Annotated in this window: 20 protein-coding genes; 9 read left to right on the top strand and 11 right to left on the bottom strand. The window is 63.3% G+C overall.

Features of this window, described 5'->3' with window-relative positions:
* The first annotated feature begins 19 nt into the window (after window positions 1-19).
* Window positions 20-1,087 (top strand): substrate-binding domain-containing protein, encoded by a 1,068-nt coding sequence (locus tag N687_RS0113725; protein ID WP_156040152.1) that lies wholly within the window; start codon window positions 20-22, stop codon window positions 1,085-1,087.
* Here N687_RS0113725 and N687_RS0113720 read toward each other — a convergent pair.
* The 10 genes from N687_RS0113720 to N687_RS0113680 all read right to left on the bottom strand — a co-directional run bounded on the left by N687_RS0113720 (window position 1,050) and on the right by N687_RS0113680 (window position 10,576).
* Complete coding sequence (locus tag N687_RS0113720) at window positions 1,050-1,808, bottom strand: sugar isomerase domain-containing protein (protein WP_029422391.1); 759 nt, start codon at window positions 1,806-1,808, stop codon at window positions 1,050-1,052. The genes N687_RS0113725 and N687_RS0113720 overlap by 38 nt on opposite strands.
* Window positions 1,805-3,853, bottom strand: coding sequence for a 6-phosphogluconolactonase (locus N687_RS25320; protein ID WP_331280162.1), 2,049 nt, complete (start codon window positions 3,851-3,853; stop codon window positions 1,805-1,807). Before N687_RS25320 ends, N687_RS0113720 begins: the two co-directional genes overlap by 4 nt.
* Entirely contained in the window at window positions 3,834-5,249 is a 1,416-nt protein-coding gene (locus N687_RS24840) for a neutral/alkaline non-lysosomal ceramidase N-terminal domain-containing protein (protein ID WP_029422389.1), read from the bottom strand. Before N687_RS24840 ends, N687_RS25320 begins: the two co-directional genes overlap by 20 nt.
* Entirely contained in the window at window positions 5,246-6,511 is a 1,266-nt protein-coding gene (locus N687_RS0113705) for an AGE family epimerase/isomerase (RefSeq protein WP_197029287.1), read from the bottom strand. Before N687_RS0113705 ends, N687_RS24840 begins: the two co-directional genes overlap by 4 nt.
* A 37-nt stretch (window positions 6,512-6,548) precedes the next feature.
* Window positions 6,549-7,616 carry a sodium:solute symporter family transporter gene (locus N687_RS21215; RefSeq protein ID WP_269320520.1) on the bottom strand — a complete coding sequence of 356 codons (1,068 nt, stop codon included), beginning with the start codon at window positions 7,614-7,616 and terminating at the stop codon, window positions 6,549-6,551.
* On the bottom strand, window positions 7,520-8,059 hold the full coding sequence (locus N687_RS25175; protein WP_269320500.1) for a sodium:solute symporter family transporter: 540 nt from the start codon (window positions 8,057-8,059) through the stop codon (window positions 7,520-7,522). The genes N687_RS21215 and N687_RS25175 overlap by 97 nt, the downstream gene beginning before the upstream one ends.
* Window positions 8,060-8,266: 207 nt before the next feature.
* Window positions 8,267-8,503: an ROK family protein gene (locus N687_RS24465; RefSeq protein ID WP_029422387.1), complete on the bottom strand. Its 237-nt coding sequence runs from the start codon at window positions 8,501-8,503 to the stop codon at window positions 8,267-8,269.
* Between the two features lie 529 nt (window positions 8,504-9,032).
* A complete protein-coding gene (locus N687_RS0113690; RefSeq protein WP_051663252.1) occupies window positions 9,033-9,536 on the bottom strand; it encodes a hypothetical protein in 504 nt (167 codons plus the stop codon).
* 491 nt (window positions 9,537-10,027) lie between these two features.
* Complete coding sequence (locus N687_RS0113685) at window positions 10,028-10,276, bottom strand: hypothetical protein (RefSeq protein WP_029422385.1); 249 nt, start codon at window positions 10,274-10,276, stop codon at window positions 10,028-10,030.
* Window positions 10,277-10,327: 51 nt separating this feature from the next.
* Window positions 10,328-10,576 (bottom strand): hypothetical protein, encoded by a 249-nt coding sequence (locus N687_RS0113680; RefSeq protein ID WP_029422384.1) that lies wholly within the window; start codon window positions 10,574-10,576, stop codon window positions 10,328-10,330.
* A 234-nt stretch (window positions 10,577-10,810) separates the two neighbouring features.
* On the opposite strand from N687_RS0113680, the gene N687_RS22330 reads away from it, so the two are divergent.
* The 5 genes from N687_RS22330 (at window position 10,811) to N687_RS0113655 (ending at window position 13,030) form a co-directional block, all read left to right on the top strand.
* Window positions 10,811-11,287, top strand: coding sequence for a hypothetical protein (locus N687_RS22330; RefSeq protein ID WP_051663251.1), 477 nt, complete (start codon window positions 10,811-10,813; stop codon window positions 11,285-11,287).
* A gap of 18 nt (window positions 11,288-11,305) precedes the next feature.
* Window positions 11,306-11,596: a hypothetical protein gene (locus N687_RS23230; RefSeq protein WP_081841399.1), complete on the top strand. Its 291-nt coding sequence runs from the start codon at window positions 11,306-11,308 to the stop codon at window positions 11,594-11,596.
* Between the two features lie 73 nt (window positions 11,597-11,669).
* Window positions 11,670-12,188, top strand: a complete 519-nt coding sequence (locus tag N687_RS0113665) for an Hsp20/alpha crystallin family protein (protein WP_029422381.1) — start codon at window positions 11,670-11,672, stop codon at window positions 12,186-12,188.
* A gap of 26 nt (window positions 12,189-12,214) precedes the next feature.
* Window positions 12,215-12,463, top strand: coding sequence for a hypothetical protein (locus tag N687_RS0113660; protein WP_029422380.1), 249 nt, complete (start codon window positions 12,215-12,217; stop codon window positions 12,461-12,463).
* A 60-nt stretch (window positions 12,464-12,523) separates the two neighbouring features.
* Window positions 12,524-13,030: a hypothetical protein gene (locus N687_RS0113655; RefSeq protein ID WP_231493481.1), complete on the top strand. Its 507-nt coding sequence runs from the start codon at window positions 12,524-12,526 to the stop codon at window positions 13,028-13,030.
* A gap of 11 nt (window positions 13,031-13,041) precedes the next feature.
* On the opposite strand, the gene N687_RS0113650 is transcribed toward N687_RS0113655, so the two are convergent.
* Window positions 13,042-14,193 carry an ROK family transcriptional regulator gene (locus tag N687_RS0113650; protein ID WP_029422378.1) on the bottom strand — a complete coding sequence of 384 codons (1,152 nt, stop codon included), beginning with the start codon at window positions 14,191-14,193 and terminating at the stop codon, window positions 13,042-13,044.
* 255 nt (window positions 14,194-14,448) lie between these two features.
* Between N687_RS0113650 and N687_RS22325 the strand changes: the two genes are divergently transcribed.
* From N687_RS22325 to istB, 3 genes are all read left to right on the top strand, one after another.
* The gene (locus N687_RS22325; protein ID WP_051663250.1) at window positions 14,449-16,527 is read left to right on the top strand and encodes a peptidoglycan-binding protein; all 2,079 of its coding nucleotides are present in this window, start codon (window positions 14,449-14,451) and stop codon (window positions 16,525-16,527) included.
* A gap of 395 nt (window positions 16,528-16,922) precedes the next feature.
* Window positions 16,923-18,167, top strand: a complete 1,245-nt coding sequence (istA, locus tag N687_RS0113640; protein WP_029422376.1) for an IS21 family transposase — start codon at window positions 16,923-16,925, stop codon at window positions 18,165-18,167.
* The gene (istB, locus tag N687_RS0113635) at window positions 18,164-18,949 is read left to right on the top strand and encodes an IS21-like element helper ATPase IstB (RefSeq protein ID WP_029422375.1); all 786 of its coding nucleotides are present in this window, start codon (window positions 18,164-18,166) and stop codon (window positions 18,947-18,949) included. The genes istA and istB overlap by 4 nt, the downstream gene beginning before the upstream one ends.
* The last annotated feature ends 8 nt before the right edge of the window (window positions 18,950-18,957 follow it).

Genomic DNA, 18,957 nt, shown 5'->3' with positions numbered 1-18,957 from the left:
CCGAGTGGAGGTTCATGTCGTGGCAAACATCTCCGATGTCGCCAAGCTCGCTGGCGTCTCCCCCATGACCGTGTCAAGGGTCATCAATCAGAGTGGCCATGTGAAAGAAGAGACGCGCCTGCGCGTCCTTCGCGCGATGAAAGAACTGAATTATGTCCCCAATGACCTTGCGCGAAGCCTGGTGCGCAGGCGCACGGACACCCTCGCCTTGATTGTTCCGGACATCACCAACCCGTTTTTCACCACGGTGGCACGCGGGACAGAGGACACCGCGCGCAAGAACGATTTCCGCGTCGTCTTGTGCAACAGCGACGAGGACCCGGTCAAGGAGCTGGAGTACATTCGAATGTGCGTATCCATCCGCGTCGACGGCGTGATCATCGCCGCGACCGGAGACGGGGCGCGCAGAAACCTGGCGCTGCTCGACTCATTCGAAATCCCATACGTGCTCGTCGACCGCAAGGTGGACGGCGTGCAGGCCGACGTGGTCACGGGAGACAGCTTCATGGGAGCATATCATCTCGTCAAACATCTCATCGACCTCGGGCACCGGGACATCGCGATGATCACGGGATTCCTCACGACGTCGACCGCGCGCGAACGGCGGGATGGGTACCGTCGTGCGCTGGAGGAGCACGGCATCCCGTTTCGGGAAGCATTCGTGAAGGAGACGTCGTACATGCGCAACATGGACTTCGCCCTGGTCGAGCAGTTGCTCGACTGTACACCGCGCCCGACGGCGATCTTCGCAGCGAACAACTTTCTCGCGGTCCAGGTGATCCAAGGATTGCGCCACCGCGGACTGCGGGTCCCCGAAGACATCGCCGTTGTGTGTTTTGACGATGTGGATCCATACTCCCTGGTGGAACCGTTCCTCACCGTGGCCAGTCAACCCGCGTACAATTTCGGAACCATCGCCACGCAACTGTTGATCGAGCGGATCGAACACGGCGAAGGACCTGCGCCGTCCCCGCGCAACATCGTACTGCAGCCGGAGATCATCATCCGGAAATCCTCCGGGCACGCGCTTCAAAGGGGCCATCGACCGCCTACAACTTCCGGATCCGCCCCCGGAACCGCTCGATGAAGCGGGCGTTCGCGTCATCGCCCCCTGGGGCGTTGGCGCTCATCCATATGGGCGGTTGCACCCCTTCCGCCACCAGGAGGGCGACCGCCTCCGCCATCAGCGAGTTCAGCAGGTAGGCGTTGGCGAAGGTCGACATCGCGGCCACCGCCTGGTCGAGGCCCGGGATCTCCACCACCGCGTCGCCGACGTCCACCTTGCTGTCGAGGACCACGTCGACCACCTCGAACAGGTTCTTCTTGCTCGGGTGGCGGGCCGGGTGATCGAGCGGCGTACGCTGTGCATGCCGCACCGAGGTCACGCCGATGGTCGTCACACCCCGCCGTCTGGCCTCCAGCGCCGCATCGATGCACGCCGCGTTGATGCCGTACGCATTGACCAGAATCAACAGGTCGCCCGCCTTCAGGTCGTTGTACGCGATCACGATGGCCCCGTACCCGGGTGTCCGCTCGATGGCCATCGATCTCAGCGCCCCGTTGGAGAGCAGCGTCCCCTCGTCCAGGATGGCGCTGATGTGCATGAGCCCGCCCGCGCGGAAGAACACCTCCTGGCTGCCCAGGTTCGAGTGTCCGCCCGGCCCGTACACGTACACAATCCGGTCCGCCTTGACCTGATCCGCCACCAGCCTCGCCGCCCTGCGCACGGCCTCCTGTTCCTCGTCGTGCAGCGCCTGCAGGTGGCGGATGATCTTGTCGAGATACTGGGTCATGACCGACTCTGTCATCCCTGGCTCCCTCCTTCCGTTTCTCCCCGCGCATCATGGACGATCACGCCGGCCTTCACCGTCCGCTCCACATGCACCTGCCCGTCAAAGGTGAACAGCACCAGATCCGCCGGCTCCCCGGGGGCGATGTCCCGGGCCACCGGCAGCCCGAGGTAGTCCGCGGGGCGCACGGACGCCATCACCCACGCGTCCGCCAGCGAACACAACCCCTTCGCCACCAGGTTGCCGACGCCCTGGCGCAGGGACTGCACCGAGCCCGCCAGGAGCTCCGGGTGATGGGCCAAGTGCAGCTTCCCCTCAGGCGTCAGCACCACGTCCCCGCCGATGTGGGTGGTGTAGCGCCCGGGCGCGAGGCCGCCCAGGTCCACCACGTCGCTGACGAGAAACACCCGCTCACCCTTGGCCCGCAGGAACACCTTCAGCACGGCGTCCGGCAGGTGGAAGCCGTCGGCGATGACGGACGCCCACAGTTCGTCACAAGCCAGCTGGTCCCAGATGTAGTTGGAATGCCTCGGAAGCCGGGGATGGGCCCCATTGCCGAGGTGCGTGGACAGCGTCGCCCCGGCCCGGACGGCGGCCGCGATTTGGTCCGATCCTGCCGCCGTATGCCCGATGGCCACCCGGACGCCCGACGCCGCGCAGCGGGCGATGAACGCCACCGCCTCCGGCCACTCCGGCGAGAGAGTGACCAGTCGAATCCGCCCCTCCGCCGCCTCCTGCCAGCGCTGGAACCGGTCCCAGTCGGGCGGCTGGACGTAGCGCCGATCGTGGGCGCCCCGGGGGCCATCCTCCGGCGAGATGAAAGGGCCCTCCAGGTGGATGCCGGGGATGGTGGGGATCCCACCGGATCGATCCCGCCGGCCGTGTTCGCTCGCACCGGGTGGATCCCACAACCCCTGCACCACGCGCCCGTCGGCTGCATCCCGAAGCGCATGCGCCACGCTCGCGGCGAGCTCCGCGATGGCCTCGTCACTGTTCGTGATGATGGTCGGCAGGAACGCTGTCACCCCCTCTGCCCAAAGGGCGTGCACCACGCGCTGGATGGCCGCGACGTCGAGGGGCCGGGTGTTGAAGTCGATCCCGCGGAAGCCGTTGACCTGAAGATCGACGAGGCCCGGCCCGATGAAGGGCAATCCCGGCCGCTCCGGCGCCGGGGTCACCCGGACGATGCGTCCTGCCGACATCTCCACCGCCACGGGCGCCCCGGTGCGGTAATGGCGGCCCTCCACCCGCAGGGGCGCCTCACCCTCGGAGACACGCACACGGGGCTCGGGCTCCGGCCACGCGGTGCGCGCCGCACCGCGTGCCGGGCCGGTCGGCGCCACGGTGCAGCCCCGGCCAGGCCGCGCCTCGGCCGCCTCGGCCTCCCCCGCGCCCCCGTCCCCGTCTCCGCCCCCATACGCATCCAGGTCCAGGAACAGGACCACGTCCGGGTGGGTGCGCAGGATGGACGCCGGGCATTCGGGCGAGATGGGACCCTGCAGCGTCCGCCGCACCGCCTCCCGCTTCGTCGGGCCGGGCACGACCGCCACCAGGTGGCGAGCCGCCCGGAAGACCGGAACCGTGAGCGTCACGGCGGCCGTCGGCACCTCGTCGAGGGCCGGGAAGCACCCGTCGTGGACCTGTTGCATGCGGGACCGCGGATCGAGCGGCACCACCTTCACCCAAGCCGGGTCCTCGAAGTCGGCGACGCCCGGGTCGTTGAAGGCGATGTGCCCGTTCTCCCCGATGCCGAGGCAGATAACGTCGATGGGCGCCTCCTGGAGCAGCCGGGTGTAGCGGCGGCATTCCTGTTCGGGGTCGCCGGCGGGATCGAGGATATGGACCGCACCCGGGCGCACGAGGTCGAACAGGTGCGTGCGCAGGTAGTGGGCGAAGCGGCGCGGATCGTCCGGGGCGAGCCCGATGTACTCGTCCATATGAAAGGCCGTCACGCGGGACCAGTCGATGGGATGCTGGGCCAGGTGGGCCAACAGCTCGTTCTGGGACGGGGCGGCCGCGAAGACCATGCGGATGTGGCCGCGCTCAGTCAGGAGGCGGTTCATCAGGGCCGCGACGTGGGCGGCGGCGGCTTGGCCCATGGCTTCGCGGTCGCGGTACACCCGCACCCGGAGCGCGTCCACCTGGAAGTCGACACAAGGCTGTACGGATTCTCTCACGACCAACACCCTTTTTCGATGTGATTTGATGAAAGGCGTCCAGGATATCCGCCTCGATGCGCTCATCAAACGGCGACGGCAGCGCGAAGTAAAAGCACGACTCGTACGGTTCGTAGCCGCCCTCCCGGATCTGGCCGGCCGTCGGGACGTAGCCGATCATCCCGTTCGTGTACCCAACGGGCAACAGGCGGCCCTGGCCGATGCGGCGCAGGTGAAGCCCGTATTCGCAGACCATCTCCGCGTCCGCGGCGACGAGGCCGAGCCTGGACGTCAACCGAAGGGCCGTCAGGTGCAGCGGCACGGACGGGCGCCTTCGATCCCGCTCGTCCAACAACCGCCTGGCCCACTCGCCGCGGATGCCGGGATCGGCCGCGGCCTGAGCCAGTTCGCCGTCGTCCGGAACCCGTGCGAACCGAAGCGGGACGTCCCACCCGGCGGCTTTCAGCGACGGGTCGCCTGCGTCCCGGAGCGGGGTGAGCAGGACCTCACCGACCGCATCCACCAGCTGGCGGGCGACGTGTTCCACGTCCGCCTGCGTCCCGCGAACGAACGCCCCGTCCCGCGTCAGGGCCGGGCGTACGTCGCCGCAGAAGCCCTGGAGAAAACCGGCGACCGCCCCGCCGCCCAGGTGCGCCTCCAGCGCATCCATGGCCACCCCGGGGAACTCCGAGGAGACCCGGTTCTCATCGGTGGTGGTGGGATGGCAGGTGGCGTGCACCCAGAGCGCCTTCGGGCGGCCGTCCGGGCGGAGGAACGAGAGGACGGTGACCCGCGGATCGTTCGGGCCATCCGGATTGGGCGCCATCCGGCAGACGCCGTCGATCACGCGCCGCCGATGCACACCTGCGCCCCACACCCCGGTTCCGAAGGCCAGCGACACGGGCTCCAGATGACCGGACGCCTCCTTCACCGCATCCTCGGCGGCGGCCTCCAGTTGGCGGAGGTATCCCTCGTCCGGCAGGCCGAGGGGGGCGGTGAAGCGGGCGGTGGTCTGCGGCCCGGAATGGTTGTGAGTGGCGTGCAGCAGGACGCCCGCCTGCGGGATGCCCCACCGGTCCGCGATGCGGCGGCGCAAGCGTCCCGCCAACTCCGGGCCCCACCAGATGAGGTCGGCGGTGATCCACACCACGCGGACCCCTCCCTGGGCGAGGACGAACGCGCGCAGGTGCAGCGGATGTGCCACCCCTTCGGACGGGCCGGTGCGGTGGGCGAATCCCGCCAGGGGCATGGGCGTCCGCGGTGTGATGTCCACCTTCGCGGCACCGAGCCGCAGTCCCGTCATCTCGAGGTCTCCTCCTCCGCCAACCGCTCCAGGATGAGGAGCACGCTGCGGAGGATGTGAAACGGGTCCTTGACCGGCAGGGCGACGACCCTGTCGGCGGGCCGGCCGGATCGATCCCGGATCTGCACCCACTCCCCGACCTCGGGGTCAGGGTTCGGGAAGGTCCGAAAGGCGTAGGCGTGCGTGCGGTCATACAGGCGTCTCATGTCCTCCGCCCCGGTGACCTGGTGCGCCAGCAGCGTGGCGTACAGGGCTTCCGCGTGAGGCCACCACAGCTTCATGTCCCAGGTGTCCAGGATGAGCTGCTCGTAGCGATCGCCGAAGCGGCGCCCCGAGGGCGGGCCGCCGTCCCGGTCGACGAAGCGGAACAGCCCGCCGTGATCGTCGTCCCAACCGAGATCGAAGGCCTTGCGGATGGCGCGCAGGGCCGGCGCGATCCAATCCGTCCGCCCGGTCTGCCCGGCCGCCCGGAGGAGGAACCCCATGTCCTCGATGGTGTGCCCTGGGTTCAAGTGGCGGCACAGCACGGTGTCGTCGTCCTCCGCCCGGGCGGGGAGGATCTCCGCCACCCGCCCGTCCGGCTGCATGAAGGTGGCGAGGATGTCCTCGGCGTAACCGACGAGGCGATCCCGCATCTCCCCCGCCCGCGCATGGCCCGCCGCCACGAGCAGGTCCAGCAGCTCCTGCGTGACGTTGACGAGGATCATCGGGACAGCGTGTGCCCGCATCCCCGGCGGGATGGGGTAGGGTTCGGTGCGGAGGGCGCCGGAGCGGGCGCGTTCGACGACGTGATCGTACAATCGAAGGGCGTCCTCCAAGGCGGCCTCGTCGCCGCTTCCGCGGGCGTAGCCGGTGAAACCGACGATCACGAAGCAGTCGGCGTAAAAGCTGATGTCATGCCCGGCACCGGGGAGGGCCTCCTTCGGCGTCCCGTCCTCGGTGAGCAGGTAGGCGCAGTTGCCGTTGGGCAGGATGGCGTGTCGCCGCAGGAAGGCGACGGTCCGCCCGGCCTGTTCCAGGAACGGCTCGGCCGGCACGGACAGGACCCCGGCCTGGGCCAGGCGCGCGATGGTCGACCACAACCAGGCGAATCGCCCCTGCGACCAGGTGTATTTGTCCCGGCTGACGAGGACGGTCCCGTCGTTGTTGAAGCAGGTGTAGACCCCGCCGTGGCGGGGATCGACGGCGCGTTGCCAGAACGGCAGAAGCACCGTGTGCAGGTGCTCCTCGTAGAAGGTCCGCAGGTCCTGGGTGGTGCTCACGGACATCTCCTCCTTTCCGTGGCGGTCCCTGCCGGGTTCAGCCGCGCCCGGTCGTGGCGTACGTGTCAGACGGAGAGGGCACGTCCTGGCTCAGGGCCTCCATCATCTGCGCGACCTCGGGCTTAAGCGCGCGGTTGCGGGAGAACCATCCGATGGCGATGTAGAGGATGAGCGACACCAGGACGGGCAGACCGACGGTCGCGGCGGTGCTGACGTGGAAGGCGTACTTGTCAAGGGCGAACATCACGACGCCGCCGACCAGTGAGACGATGGCGGCCGCCGGGCCGCTGTGGCGGTAGGCCGGCAGCAGGCCGAAGAGCATGGCGATGGAGATGGGCCCGACGAGGGCGCCGAACCAGGTGATGATGAGCCCCAACACGCCGCCGAAGGCGTTCTGTTCGACGGCCACGAGCATGGTCAGCAGCACGAACACCAGCGTGGTCGTCCGCGCGGCGACGAGCGCGCCCCGCGGGCTGAGATTGCGCGTCCGCGCCGACAGCCGGGGCAGGATGTCGCGAGTGACGACGGACGAGATGGCGTTGGCGTCCGACGTGGTCATGGCCATCGTGTGGCTGAACATGCCGGCCAGGACGAGGCCCACGAGCCCTGGCGGCAGGAAGGTGCGCGCCATGAGGGCGTAGGACTGATCCGGCTTGGCCAGGTGCGGGAAAAAGAGCGGTGCGGCCCACATCGGGAAGAAGAGGATGAGGGGCCACAGGAGATACAGGAAGCCGGAGAGGATGGCGGCCTTTCTCGCCTCCTTGCCGTTGGGCGACGCCAGGTACCGCTGCGCGAGGTTCCACGTCCCCCCGTTGTAGCTGAGAAAGTCGATCAAGAGGTAGGCCACGACAAACCAGAAGGTGTACGGGCCGTCGAACAGGTGGCTGTGGTTGGGCGGCAGCTTCGCCCAGATGCCGCCGATGGCGCCGATGCCCCCGAGTTTGGCGAGCACGATGACGAACATGGCGATCCCGGCGACGAACTGGATGACAAACTGCGCGAAGTCCGTCAGGGCGTCCGCCCACAGCCCGCCGATGGTCGAGTAGATGAGCGACACGCCGCCGGAGATGAGGATGCCGACGGACAGCGGCAGGCCGGTGAACACCTGCAGGATGATGGCGATGGCGGCCCACTTGGCCCGACGTCGAAGATCTTGAGCACCACGCCGCACCAGGCCATCAGCTGTTGGGTGGGCACGTTGTACCGGGTAGCCAGGTACTCCATCGGAGAGCCCACACCGTAGTGCTCCCGCAGCCGCGCCCAACGGGGTGCAATCCAGATGGCGCCGATGAAGACCGCGATCGACACGGGCACCGCCCACCAGACGTACAGCGTGAAGCCGTTGGTATAGGCGACGGCGGCGTACGCCACGAACACGGCGGCGCTGTATCCGGACATGTGGTGCGACACACCGGCCAGCCACCAGGGCATCTTGCCGCCGGTGGTGAAATACTCGTCCGCGCTTCCGACCCGCTTGTACGACCAGACCCCGATGCCGATCATGACGAAAAAGTACGCGATGAGGATAAACCAATCGAAGCCGGACATCGTTCACGTCCCTCCTTTTCTCGCCGATGCCGAAACCGTTTTCAACCCGATCCGCCTGCACCGAATTCCCTGCCATCCCTCCGTTCGTCCTTGTCTCTCTATTTGTCATAAATTATGACTATGTGGCTCGAATGTATCACCAGGACGCGTGAATCGTCAATATCCACAGAGAATTGGTTGGGGTAGCAATTTTCGATCCCGCCGGCATCAGAGCGCAGACGTCGCCTCGAAGGGATGGATGGCCGCGAGGGCAGCGCCCCAGCCAGAGGCGTGGGCGACGGCGGCGTTGTCCGCGGGATCGATCTCCCCCGCCCCAAGCCCATCAAACACGGCGGGCACGCTCACCATCCGCTCCAGGCAACCGCGCTGACCGCAGGTGCAGCGGGGCCCATCCGGATCCACGACCACGTGGCCGATCTCGCCGGCGGTCCGGCTTGAACCCATGCACGATCTCGTTGCCGAGCACAAAGGCCCCGCCCACCCCTTCATCCACCCGGATGTAGAAGGGTGCTGTGGGCACCCTCGGGGATCACGTGCACCGGCGCAAGGGCCGCCGCCTTGACGTGGTTAAGCACGTGCACCGGGAGCCAGTAGCTTAGGGACAAGCCCCCCGCGCGCCGGGGCCCAACCGTCCCACCGCCCGCAGGGTTCCCGAGCCACCAAGCTACCTTCCCCGGAAAGGAGGCGAAGCCGCAAAATCGGATTATCTCCCCGGGGTTGGCTGTTGTCGCCGCGCCAAGCCCCGCCGGTTAAGTCGGAAACTTGTGCTAAGTCGTACGCCCGCGACAGTGACAACGCTGATTTAGTAAGGCCTCACGGATTAACGGGCCTGATTTTGCCGACAGGCCCTTCAAATATCGTCATTTAAATGGAGGAATCGGACTAGGGGGCGGGCTGTCGAATTGGAATCGTTTTCCTTGTCCATCAAGCACCATCTTTGCCTATTGCTTAGCCAGCTCTGCACAATAGAGCGCTATTTTCGATTGTTAATTGGACGGGATCTTCCGAGGGGATTCTGGTTGGATTTGGATGCTCGCCGTATAAAATCAGCACACAACTCGGTTAATGGTTCACCGATAGCAGCCTTAAAATTAAAACCGAGCAATTGCATTGCCTTCAACGTATCTACACTTATCAATCTCTGGAGTGGAACTAACTGTTCTATAGGAGCATCAGGGTTCATGGCTTTAAAAAACTCTAAGAGATGAGCTGCGGTATTATGAAGGTGTTCAATATCTTTGTCACTGATTTCGATCCGTTCCAGCTCGCTCTTGTAAACTTGAGCAATTCTGATCGCTTCTTCCCGTTCGGCAAGTAGTTCGTTGATGAGTTCTTCATATGTGTTGCGAAGAACCTCGACATTCTTTTCGGCTCTTAGCGCTTTAAGCTTCGTGGCAACGGCGGTCACAGTTCCTTTGACAGCTAAAGTGGAAAGATTAAGTCCCGCCTCAATTAGTGGGTCCAAACTGGCACCCATCAGATCCAATCCACCTTTCGTTCCCTCGACATGCTTAGAGTATAGCACTTGTTGCCCTCGATTGACTCGCTGGTACGAAAGGACTATTCGGCACATTCTGTGACTCAATTAGTTTCGGATATTCCCGTGCATCGCACTCCCTTCACAACCTTCTCCCGAGAAACGCCTAAGGTGCAAAATCAGAATATCTCCCGGGGCTTCGCACGGGTCGGTGTCGAACTTTCCGCCGGTCATGTCGGAAACTCGTACTAACTCTCGCGTGTGCGGCGGCGACAACGGTGATTTAGTAAGGCTTTGCGGGTTAACGGGCCTGATTTTCGCCGCCAGCCCCTTTAAATCGCACGATTTAAGCGGAAGAATCGGATTAATAGCGGGCTGCGGGCGGCACCCCGGGCGCCCCACACAGGCCGCCCCCTGCCACACCCGAGGCCAGCAAAGGGCACCCGCCCCCGTACAGCCCCCTCCGGCACCGCGCTCCCCGGCTCACACGATCACGCATTCCCCCCTAAGGTGGGCTTCAGGTCCTGATCGAGGATCACGCCGTCAAACCCCTCCAGGTTGTCGATGTTCAAGTTGAGCTGCGCGGGGAGCAGGTTGAAAAACCCGAACACACCACCCTCCCCTTGATTGAACTTCATATTGGCATCCCATCCCCCTAAATTGAACTCACCCGCGAAAGTCCCCGCGTTTTGCTGCGGGGTATTGACATTCAACGCCCCGCACAGGATCACCGACGGCATAGCGCACCCCTTTCCGCCACACGGCAGAATCGTCCCGCTCACTCGATCCGCTCACACGTCGACACCGATCGTAGGCTTGACATCCTGATCCATGATGACACCGTCGGCGATCTCCAGATTGTCCACATTGATGTTCACCCACAGCGGAGTCATGTTGAACCAGCCGAAAAGTCCGCCTCGCCCCTGATTCAGCTTGGTATTCGCGTCCCAGCCACCGATATTCCCTTCACCGATGAACAAGCCCGCATTCTGCTGGGGCGTGTTCTGATTGATCACGCCAAAGACGATGAGGGATGGCATCTCCCTCCCCCTTTCCGGCACAACTCCTGCCGTGCCGTCGCGCCGTATTCTATGCGATCCGCCGATTGTCCCATGCCGTCGGAGAGCTCCGCGGGGGTTACGGGACAGAAACCCGCAACTCTTCTGAACGTGCTACGCAGGACATATATTGACAAGGAACCGCCGGTTGGACCTGCGGACACCGACCTGCGGCCACCGGACGGCCGTGATGGAGCCCGAAGGCAGGGATGCGGTGTGTTCTCTTGTTGGCGCAGGCGGCGCCGGGCGGAGGAGCTGGCACAGCGCTTGGATGAGGTGGCACAGCGGCTGGAACAGGTCTTGAACCACGACGCGGCGCATAGAGTTCAAGTGACGATTCAACACCTTCATGTCGAGCGGGCCATGCTGGATCAACTGCTGTTCAAGCTCGGCGACCTGGACATCAAAGAGTTGAGCGGTTCGCTGAACCTGGGCAACAACTTTGGCATCGACGCGCTGCATTCTTTAAAGGATGTGGCGCAGCATCCGACGGCTGGCCCCCACGCCCAGGCGTCCGGGCCCGGCGGCGACCCACAAGCAGGCCCCGCTGCCGCTCGTGCACCCAATGGTCCGGCGCAGGCCGAGCACACGGACCCTGGCCAACCCGCCGTGCGACCGACGAATCGTGGCTATCAGGTGTCTTTTCCTCAGGACGTCACGCGTCGATCCCCGTCGGCCGACCCCGAGACCTGACTGGAGCGAGGTGGACGGATGTCGAACGTGTGGTCGCCGACGTTTGTCATTGGCACCATCCATGTCGGCCAAATAGAAGGAGCCTCGTGCCTGAACCTAGGAAACAACTGGGTGTCGGATTTCTCCAGCTATCAAAAGGTGAACCAGGGGTTTGGGACGGTCCATGGCGATCACGCTTTAATCCGGGCCAACCGTAGCCTTGTCCACGACCCAGACACGATCGATCTCCCGGAGACTTCGGACCCAGACTGGCGCAACTGGCTGCGCCGGCTCGCGCCGACAGCACCCGGCTCTCCCTCGGGCGCATGACTCGAAGGCGGCCTAAAATGAAGGGCCGACAATGAAAGGCGGACGATGAAGGGCCGACGATGGAGGCACGACCATGGCGTCAGGGAAGAACAACGGGGAGAATCCGTTCGATTTCTTGAATCAACTTGGCGATCTCGCCGATCTGAAAAAAATCCTGGGCCCGGACTTTTTCAAGAACCTCCCCCTTCCTCAAATGCGCAGCCCATGGTTTGCCGGCGGCGGAGACCAGCCGCAGGAGCCCTTTCCCCGGGTGGACGTGTACCGCGGCCGACGGGAGATTGTGGCTGTCTTTGAACTGCCCGGCTTGACCAGCAGCGCGGATGTCCAAGTGTCGGTACGTCCTCACGCGCTGCGGGTTCGCGGGGAGTGCACCGCCCGTTTTCAGCGGCGCGGGGACACCGTATGGATGTCGGAATGCCACCACGGATCGTTTGACCGGGAGATTGAGCTGCCAGACCGCGTTCTCGCCGACCAGGTGCGGGCCGTGTACCGCAGCGGCTTGCTGGTGGTGTACCTCACCAAGGACGATACTTCGGTGGATCCCGGGCACACGGTCTTGATTGACTTTGGATCGGACCCGGAATCCGAATGACGCGTGCGGCGAGGAGAGTGGTGCGTTTGGCGACCGTGATTGCACTGGGCGCCGTCAACCTCAACGTGGCTCAATCAAACGCCGGCGCGTTCATCGGCGAGATCAACATCAGCGGCTGGGACTCCAACCAAAAGTCGAACTATGGCAGCGGCCTGCAGTTCGGTTGGTTCAATTACTCGGTGTGGAGCTTGTCGGCCAACTTTGACGGCGGCGAGTGGCTGGACGGGATCATCATCGATCCCGATGTCAAACCCCTGCATGCGGTGCAGTGGTGACACCGGACGATTCCCGGTCGCCGCAGCGGTGAACGACATACTGAGCGGAGGCGGCTTGTCATGAAACCGTCGGAGATGGTCACGCTTCCGGTATCGATTCAGGTGCGTATCGTCCAAAACTCCTCCGGTGTATACGTCGGGGGGCGCAATGTGGTATACGGTCTCAGTGCGCACAGCAAGAGCAATGCCGGGTTCGGCACGCTGCACTCGTCGAATCTCGTGTATCGGAACCTGACACTCGTCTACGATCCGGACGTCCTCGACACCCCGATAGACGACCGGGACGTTCATGTCTTCGCGCAGCACCAGCGACGCCCAGCGATGACCCACATCGGCTTCCAGTCGCTCAACGTCAACGCCATGCAGCAAAACTCCGCCGTCTTTGTCGGGGACGCGAACATCACCGGATTTGACCAGCACCAGAAGACCAACAAGGGCAGCGGCGACACGAACGGACACTACAACGGCAGCGTGTGCAATGTGTACGTCAACTTCGACGTGGACGCCATCGACACCCCCATCGGCGACCAGGATATGAAACCGAGCGTCTTTCACCGGACGGTGTGATCCCGCCGGCGTCAGAGCGCAGGCGTGGCCTCGAAGTGGTGGATGACCGCCAGAGCGGCGCCCCAGGCGGAGGCGTGGGCCGTGCGGAGAAAGAGGATCTGCGCATGGCTCGCCGGGATCTGTAACGCTTTATCCCGCGACGCATCCCGCACCGACTGCTGAAACGTGCCGACGTCGTTGTACGGGCTGTCGACGACGATGTACTCGGGGTTGAGGAGGTTGATCACGGTGGCGATGGCCGCGCCGAGGTGCTCCCCCGCCCGCGCGAGGATGCCGTGGAAATGGTCGCTGGATGGCGCATGCTGCTGGGCCGCGAAGAACGAGGCGACGGCGTCGTCTTCCGCGGGATCGATCCCATTGACTCCCAACCCACCCAACACGGCGGGCACGCTCACCATCCGCTCCAGGCAACCGCGCTGGCCGCAGGTGCAGCGGGGCCCGTCCGGATCCACGACCACGTGGCCGATCTCGCCGGCGGTCCGGCTGAACCCGTGCACGATCTCGTTGCCGAGCACAAACGCACCGCCCACCCCTTCATCCACCCGGATGTAGAAGGTGCTGTGCGCGCCCTCGGGGATCACGTGCACGGGCGCGAGGGCCGCCGCCTTGACGCGGTTGAGCACGTGCACCGGAAGCTCGAGGCGCTGTGCGAGCGGTTCTGCGACCGGCACATCCCGCCAGCCCAGGTGGGTGGAATAGCGGACGAGGCCGGAATCGGGATCGACCAAGCCCGGAATGGCCACCCCGAGGCCGAGGACATGGTCGTCCGGGTCGGCAAGGCGGCGGGCCAGGTCCTCGATGCAAGCCAGGCACGCCTGCGGGTCCCGCGCGTGGACACTCGCGCGAACGGACCGCAACATGGCGCCCTGGTAGTCGGTGAGCACCGCCTCGCAGGAGGTGTCCCGCACGAGGACGCCGAGCACGCGAAAGGCGTCCGCGGCGAGGCAAAGCTGTGTCCGCGGCCGCCCGATGCCCTGCGGGTCCGTCCCCAATTCCTGTACGAGCCCTTCCTCCAGGAACTTCTCGACAATCAGGGACACGGTGTTCTTGCTCAGCCCCAGCCGTTCGGCCATCTCCTGGCGTGAGCTCACCCGGTTGGCGCGCAGGAACGACAGGATGCGTTTTTCGTTGATCTCGCGCAGCAGGCTGGGACCTTTGGGCAAGGGCGATTCCTCCTCGTGGATTCCATGATAGAACAGGTTTACGGAATTTGTCACTTACACCGACTCCCCGCAAAACCAACCGTCCCTTCGAACTCTATTCATTGGACTGGCCATCTGCGCGTCCTACTATCCTACGATATACTGTCGTACGGAAAGTGGACCACATGAGGGGAGTGAACAGACCTGTTCGGCACCATGAGTACCAAGGCGAAGACCAGGATCCAGCGAGGTACGCGAACGAAGGTCGCGCTGGGTATGGGTGCGGGGTTGTTGGCCGCGATGATGGCACAGGCAAGCCCTGCGTTGGCAGCTAGTCCAGCGATCACTAATGTCACCCTGAAGAGCATCTCCCTGAATGGCGCCCGCGTGATCCAGGCGTATGGGTTCACGTACAATCAGACCGCGTACATCCCGATTTGGTATGTTTTCAAGGCTCTGACAGCGGTCGGTGTCCAGAGTACGTGGGACGGCACCAATTGGAGAATGACGGTTCCCGCCAACATCCCGATCAATTTTTCCAATGTGAGTGTCGGCACCGGATCGAAGAACATTTATTTGAACGGGCGCCTGGTGAAGAAGATCGATGCCATCGTCTACAAGGATCCGATGTCAGGCAAGCCCACTACATACATGCCGATCTGGTATGTGATGAAGATTCTCGAGCGGATCAACGTGAAGAGCAGCTGGGACGGCACGCACTGGGTGTTGACGACGGCCAACCAGTACACCGCGTACAAGGCGGACGGCAGCGTGATCGGTTCATTCCCGCAGTTGTCAGACGCCGAGAAGGCCGTGCAGAACCTGCCAGGCGGGTATGTGAAGGACCCCTCCGGCAACGCGGCCTTCCAGGAGCCGGATTTCGCGGCTTACAGGGATCCAAGCCAGACACCCAAGCACTTCACGTCCGAGTCGGCGGCGGACGCATCCATCAAGGGATACCCCAATGGATTTGTGGTGGATGCCATCACAGGCATCGTGACTACGTTGCCTAGCAATTATTATCAATTGGATGGCAGCGGACGCTGGACGAATTCTATCGATGGACCTTTGGGATCGCAGAAGCCTCCGTTCGCTCAGCCAGGTGTGATTTATGTCGGGATCGATCCGAATCCGGGCCATTCCCCCTACAACACGAAATTTTACGCACTCTCACAAGGCGGCAAGTTTCTGGGAAAGTACGTTGGGACGTGGGAAAGTCCGTATCGCACGGCCGACCTTCGCTTCCCGGCGCCGTGGCAGGTCAACGCTCAGTCGATTGATGCGTTCTTGGCCAGCCACAACTCGCCGATGCAGGGCCTAGGCGCCTCATTCATCGCCGCCCAGAACACGTACGGCGTGAACGCCACCTACCTGCTGGCGCACGCCATTGAGGAGAGCGCGTGGGGTACCAGCACTATCGCCCATGCCAAGAACAATCTCTTTGGGTACGGGGCATATGACACCGAACCCATGAACGCGGCGGGATCGTTCCCTTCCGAGGACTACGCCATCCGCTTTGAAGCGTGGGAGGTCAGGAACAATTATTTGAATCCGGGATCGTCCCATTTTTACAATTGGCCGACCCTCGACGGCATGAACGAGCACTACGCGACCGCTCACGATTGGGCCTCGAACATCGCGACCATCATGGATCAATTCGTGACGGCGACAGGCGGAAACGCCAGCCAATACACGCAGTACAGCGGCCAGAGCGCGCCGCCGCCGAGTTCCACCGACGAGCCCGTGTATTACCTGAACGGCGCGACCGTGACCAAAAACCTGCCGTTTCCGGGCAACCTGTCGATCAGCATGGAAAACACGTACAGCCCGGCGGTTCAACAGGTACAGAACCAGTTGAACCAGGATGGCTTCAACGTCGGGTATGCGGACGGATATTTCGGCCCCAAGACGCAGGCCGGGGTGATGAAGTTCCAGGCGGCCCAGAACCTGCCACAAACCGGAGTCGTGGATCAAGCCACGTGGAACACACTGTTCCCCTCCCAGGGACCTGAGGTGACGATCCCGATTGACCGCATGAGGCAGGGATACAACAACGGGTATGTCACGGAAATGTATCACCTGGCGGACGGGTCCGACCAGTGGATCTACGCCAACACCGTCCATCTCGGCAACGTGTTCCGTGTGAATGCCGCCAACGGCGTCTCGACACAGGTCTACGATCCGAACAATCACGGCGCGGTCATCTACACGCTGCACGACGGCGACTATGTGGTGGTCACCAACTCTGTGCCCACCGCCGGCTACTACACGATTCAACTGTGCGATCAATCCACCGGCAAACCCATGACGGGCGTGATCAGCACCAACGACGCCACGATTCAGCAAGTGTATTAAGAAGAGCACTCCGTGCATCGAGTGGAAGGGGGCACCGGGCCCCCTTCCACGCACACCACCGAACGGGCCCGTATACGTCAAACAACCGTTCCGACCGAATCACCATTGTGTGCTGGAACAAACCTTGGCTGCTTAGAGGGCAGTAGGCGTCCGGCGTCATCGACACAGTCGCTTCGTAAGCTCGAATGGCTCGAAGTTCCTCAGAAGATAGGCGTCCATCAGCCAAAAAGGGTTGTATGTATTTGTATTGTCAACATCGGATGTAAAATCCCCAATAACAGCGGATAACAATTCCCCAAGATCACCGTGCTGAATTCCTCAAACTCATCGGGATGAATTCCCCACCCCTGTGTCGAACTATGGCACCTGCCATCACGTCTAGGGAGGTGCCGGTCATGAGGGAAGGTGAGAAGATGGAAATCAAGAAGCTGTATGAGGAGGGCGTCAGCATTTCGGAACTGGCCAGAAGATTCGGCCACGACCGCAAAACCATTCGCAAGGCTGTAAGTGAACCTCGGCAGCAGCAAGAGGAGGGCGTGATGAGGTCGCGTGGTCGAAGGACGAAGGGACACAAATTGGAGCCGTACAAGGCCTACGTTGAGCAGCGCATGCGTATCGGCGTGCTGAATGCGGAGCGAATCTTTCGCGAGATCCGGGAGCAGGGATATACCGGTGGCATCACCGTCCTGCGTGAGTTCATGCGTCCTCTTCGCCCGGTTGTCTCTGCCAAGGCAACCGTGCGGTTTGAGACGGCTCCGGGGGAACAAGCGCAAATTGACCTGGGCGCATTCCCCTACCTGGACCCGCAGGGCCATCGGCGAACCGTATGGTGCTTTGCCATGGTACTCGCCTACTCCCGTATGCTCTACCTGGAGTTTATCAAAGCACCGGACCAACTGCATATCCTCCAGGCGCTGCGCAACGCGCTGGAGTTCTTCGGCGGGGTCCCAAAGGTCATTCTCAGCGACAACTGTTCCCCGCTCGTCGTGACCAACGACGGTCAGGGGCATGTGGATTGGCAGCCGGCATACATGGACTTCGCCAAATACTATGGATTCGTGCCCAAGGCCTGTAAACCCTACCGAAGCCGCACCAAAGGGAAGATTGAACGGCCTATCGGGTACATCCGGTCCAACTTCTGGCCGGTAGCGTTCGTGGACCTGGACGACCTGAACCGGCAGGGCGCCGTCTGGCGGGATACGGTGGCCAATGTCCGTATCCACGGCACGACGCGGGAGCAGCCGTTGGTGCGGTTTCAGGCCGAGAAGCTACAGCCCCTGCCTAAGAGCCGGTACACGCTGGCGTACGCTGACATGCGCAAGGTCATGAGCGATTGCCGCATCTCGTGGAACACGAACATGTACACCGTTCCGTGGCGGTATGTGGGGCACACCGTCCTGGTCAGGGAGTTTGAGTCGGGTAGCCTGCAAATCGAGTACGGCGGGCAAGTCATCGCCGAACACCGTGTCCTCTCTGGCAGGCACCAGGTCTCAACCAACCCTGAGCATTTCAAGGGCATCCCGGCTGGAACATCCCGTCCAGATCGAGGAAAAGTACCAGGAATGCAAATCGGACCGGATGTGGAGCAGCGGGAGCTGTCTGTGTATGAGCAGATTGCGATGGGAGGTCAGGTGCAATGAGTGAGGCGCTGGTTCTGGCCAAGGCTGAGGAGCAGCTGCTGGAGCTGGGATTAAAGCGAGCCGCGGCGGTACTGCCGGCGTGCGTGGAGTGGGCAGCGGGGCACCAGGCGACCTATGCAGAGTTTCTGCACAGGCTGCTGGAGGCTGAGCAGGAGGAGCGATACAGCCGTTACATGCACGCCAGGCTCCGCATGGCCAACTTCCCGTATCACAAGACCCTTGCAGATTTCGATTTCTCGTTCCAGCCGTCCGTCGATGAGCGACAAATACGAGAACTAGCCAGCTTGACGTTCATTCAGGAGGGCAGCAACGTCATCTTCCTGGGACCGCCGGGGGTGGGCAAGACCCACCTTGCGGTGGCCCTGGGGATGGAGGCGATTCGACAACGCATGAGCGTCTACTTCGTGACCATGCAGAAGCTGGTCGCCGACTTGCGACGGGCGTACCAAGAGGGTCGGCTGGACAAGCGCCTGCGCATCTACACCCAGCCGAAGCTGCTGATCTGCGACGAAGTCGGCTACTTGCCGCTTGACGCCTTGGACGCCGCGAACTTCTTCCGGCTCGTGTCGGAGCGCTACGAGCACGGGTCCCTTATCATCACGTCCAACACCAGCTTCACCAACTGGGGGACACTCTTCGGTGACCAGGTGCTGGCCTCTGCCTTGCTCGACCGGCTCCTACACCACGCCACCACCATCAACATCCGCGGCAACAGCTACCGGATGAAGGACAAGCTGCGCGCCGGGGTGACACATGCGCTGAAGGAGGAGGTGACCGCGTAGACCGAACA

It is taken from the genome of Alicyclobacillus macrosporangiidus CPP55, assembly GCF_000702485.1.
In the GTDB taxonomy this organism is placed as follows: Bacteria; Bacillota; Bacilli; order Alicyclobacillales; family Alicyclobacillaceae; genus Alicyclobacillus_H; species Alicyclobacillus_H macrosporangiidus_B.
The sequence above is the reverse complement of the archived record's forward strand: the minus strand, read 5'-3'. Positions and strand labels throughout refer to the sequence as shown.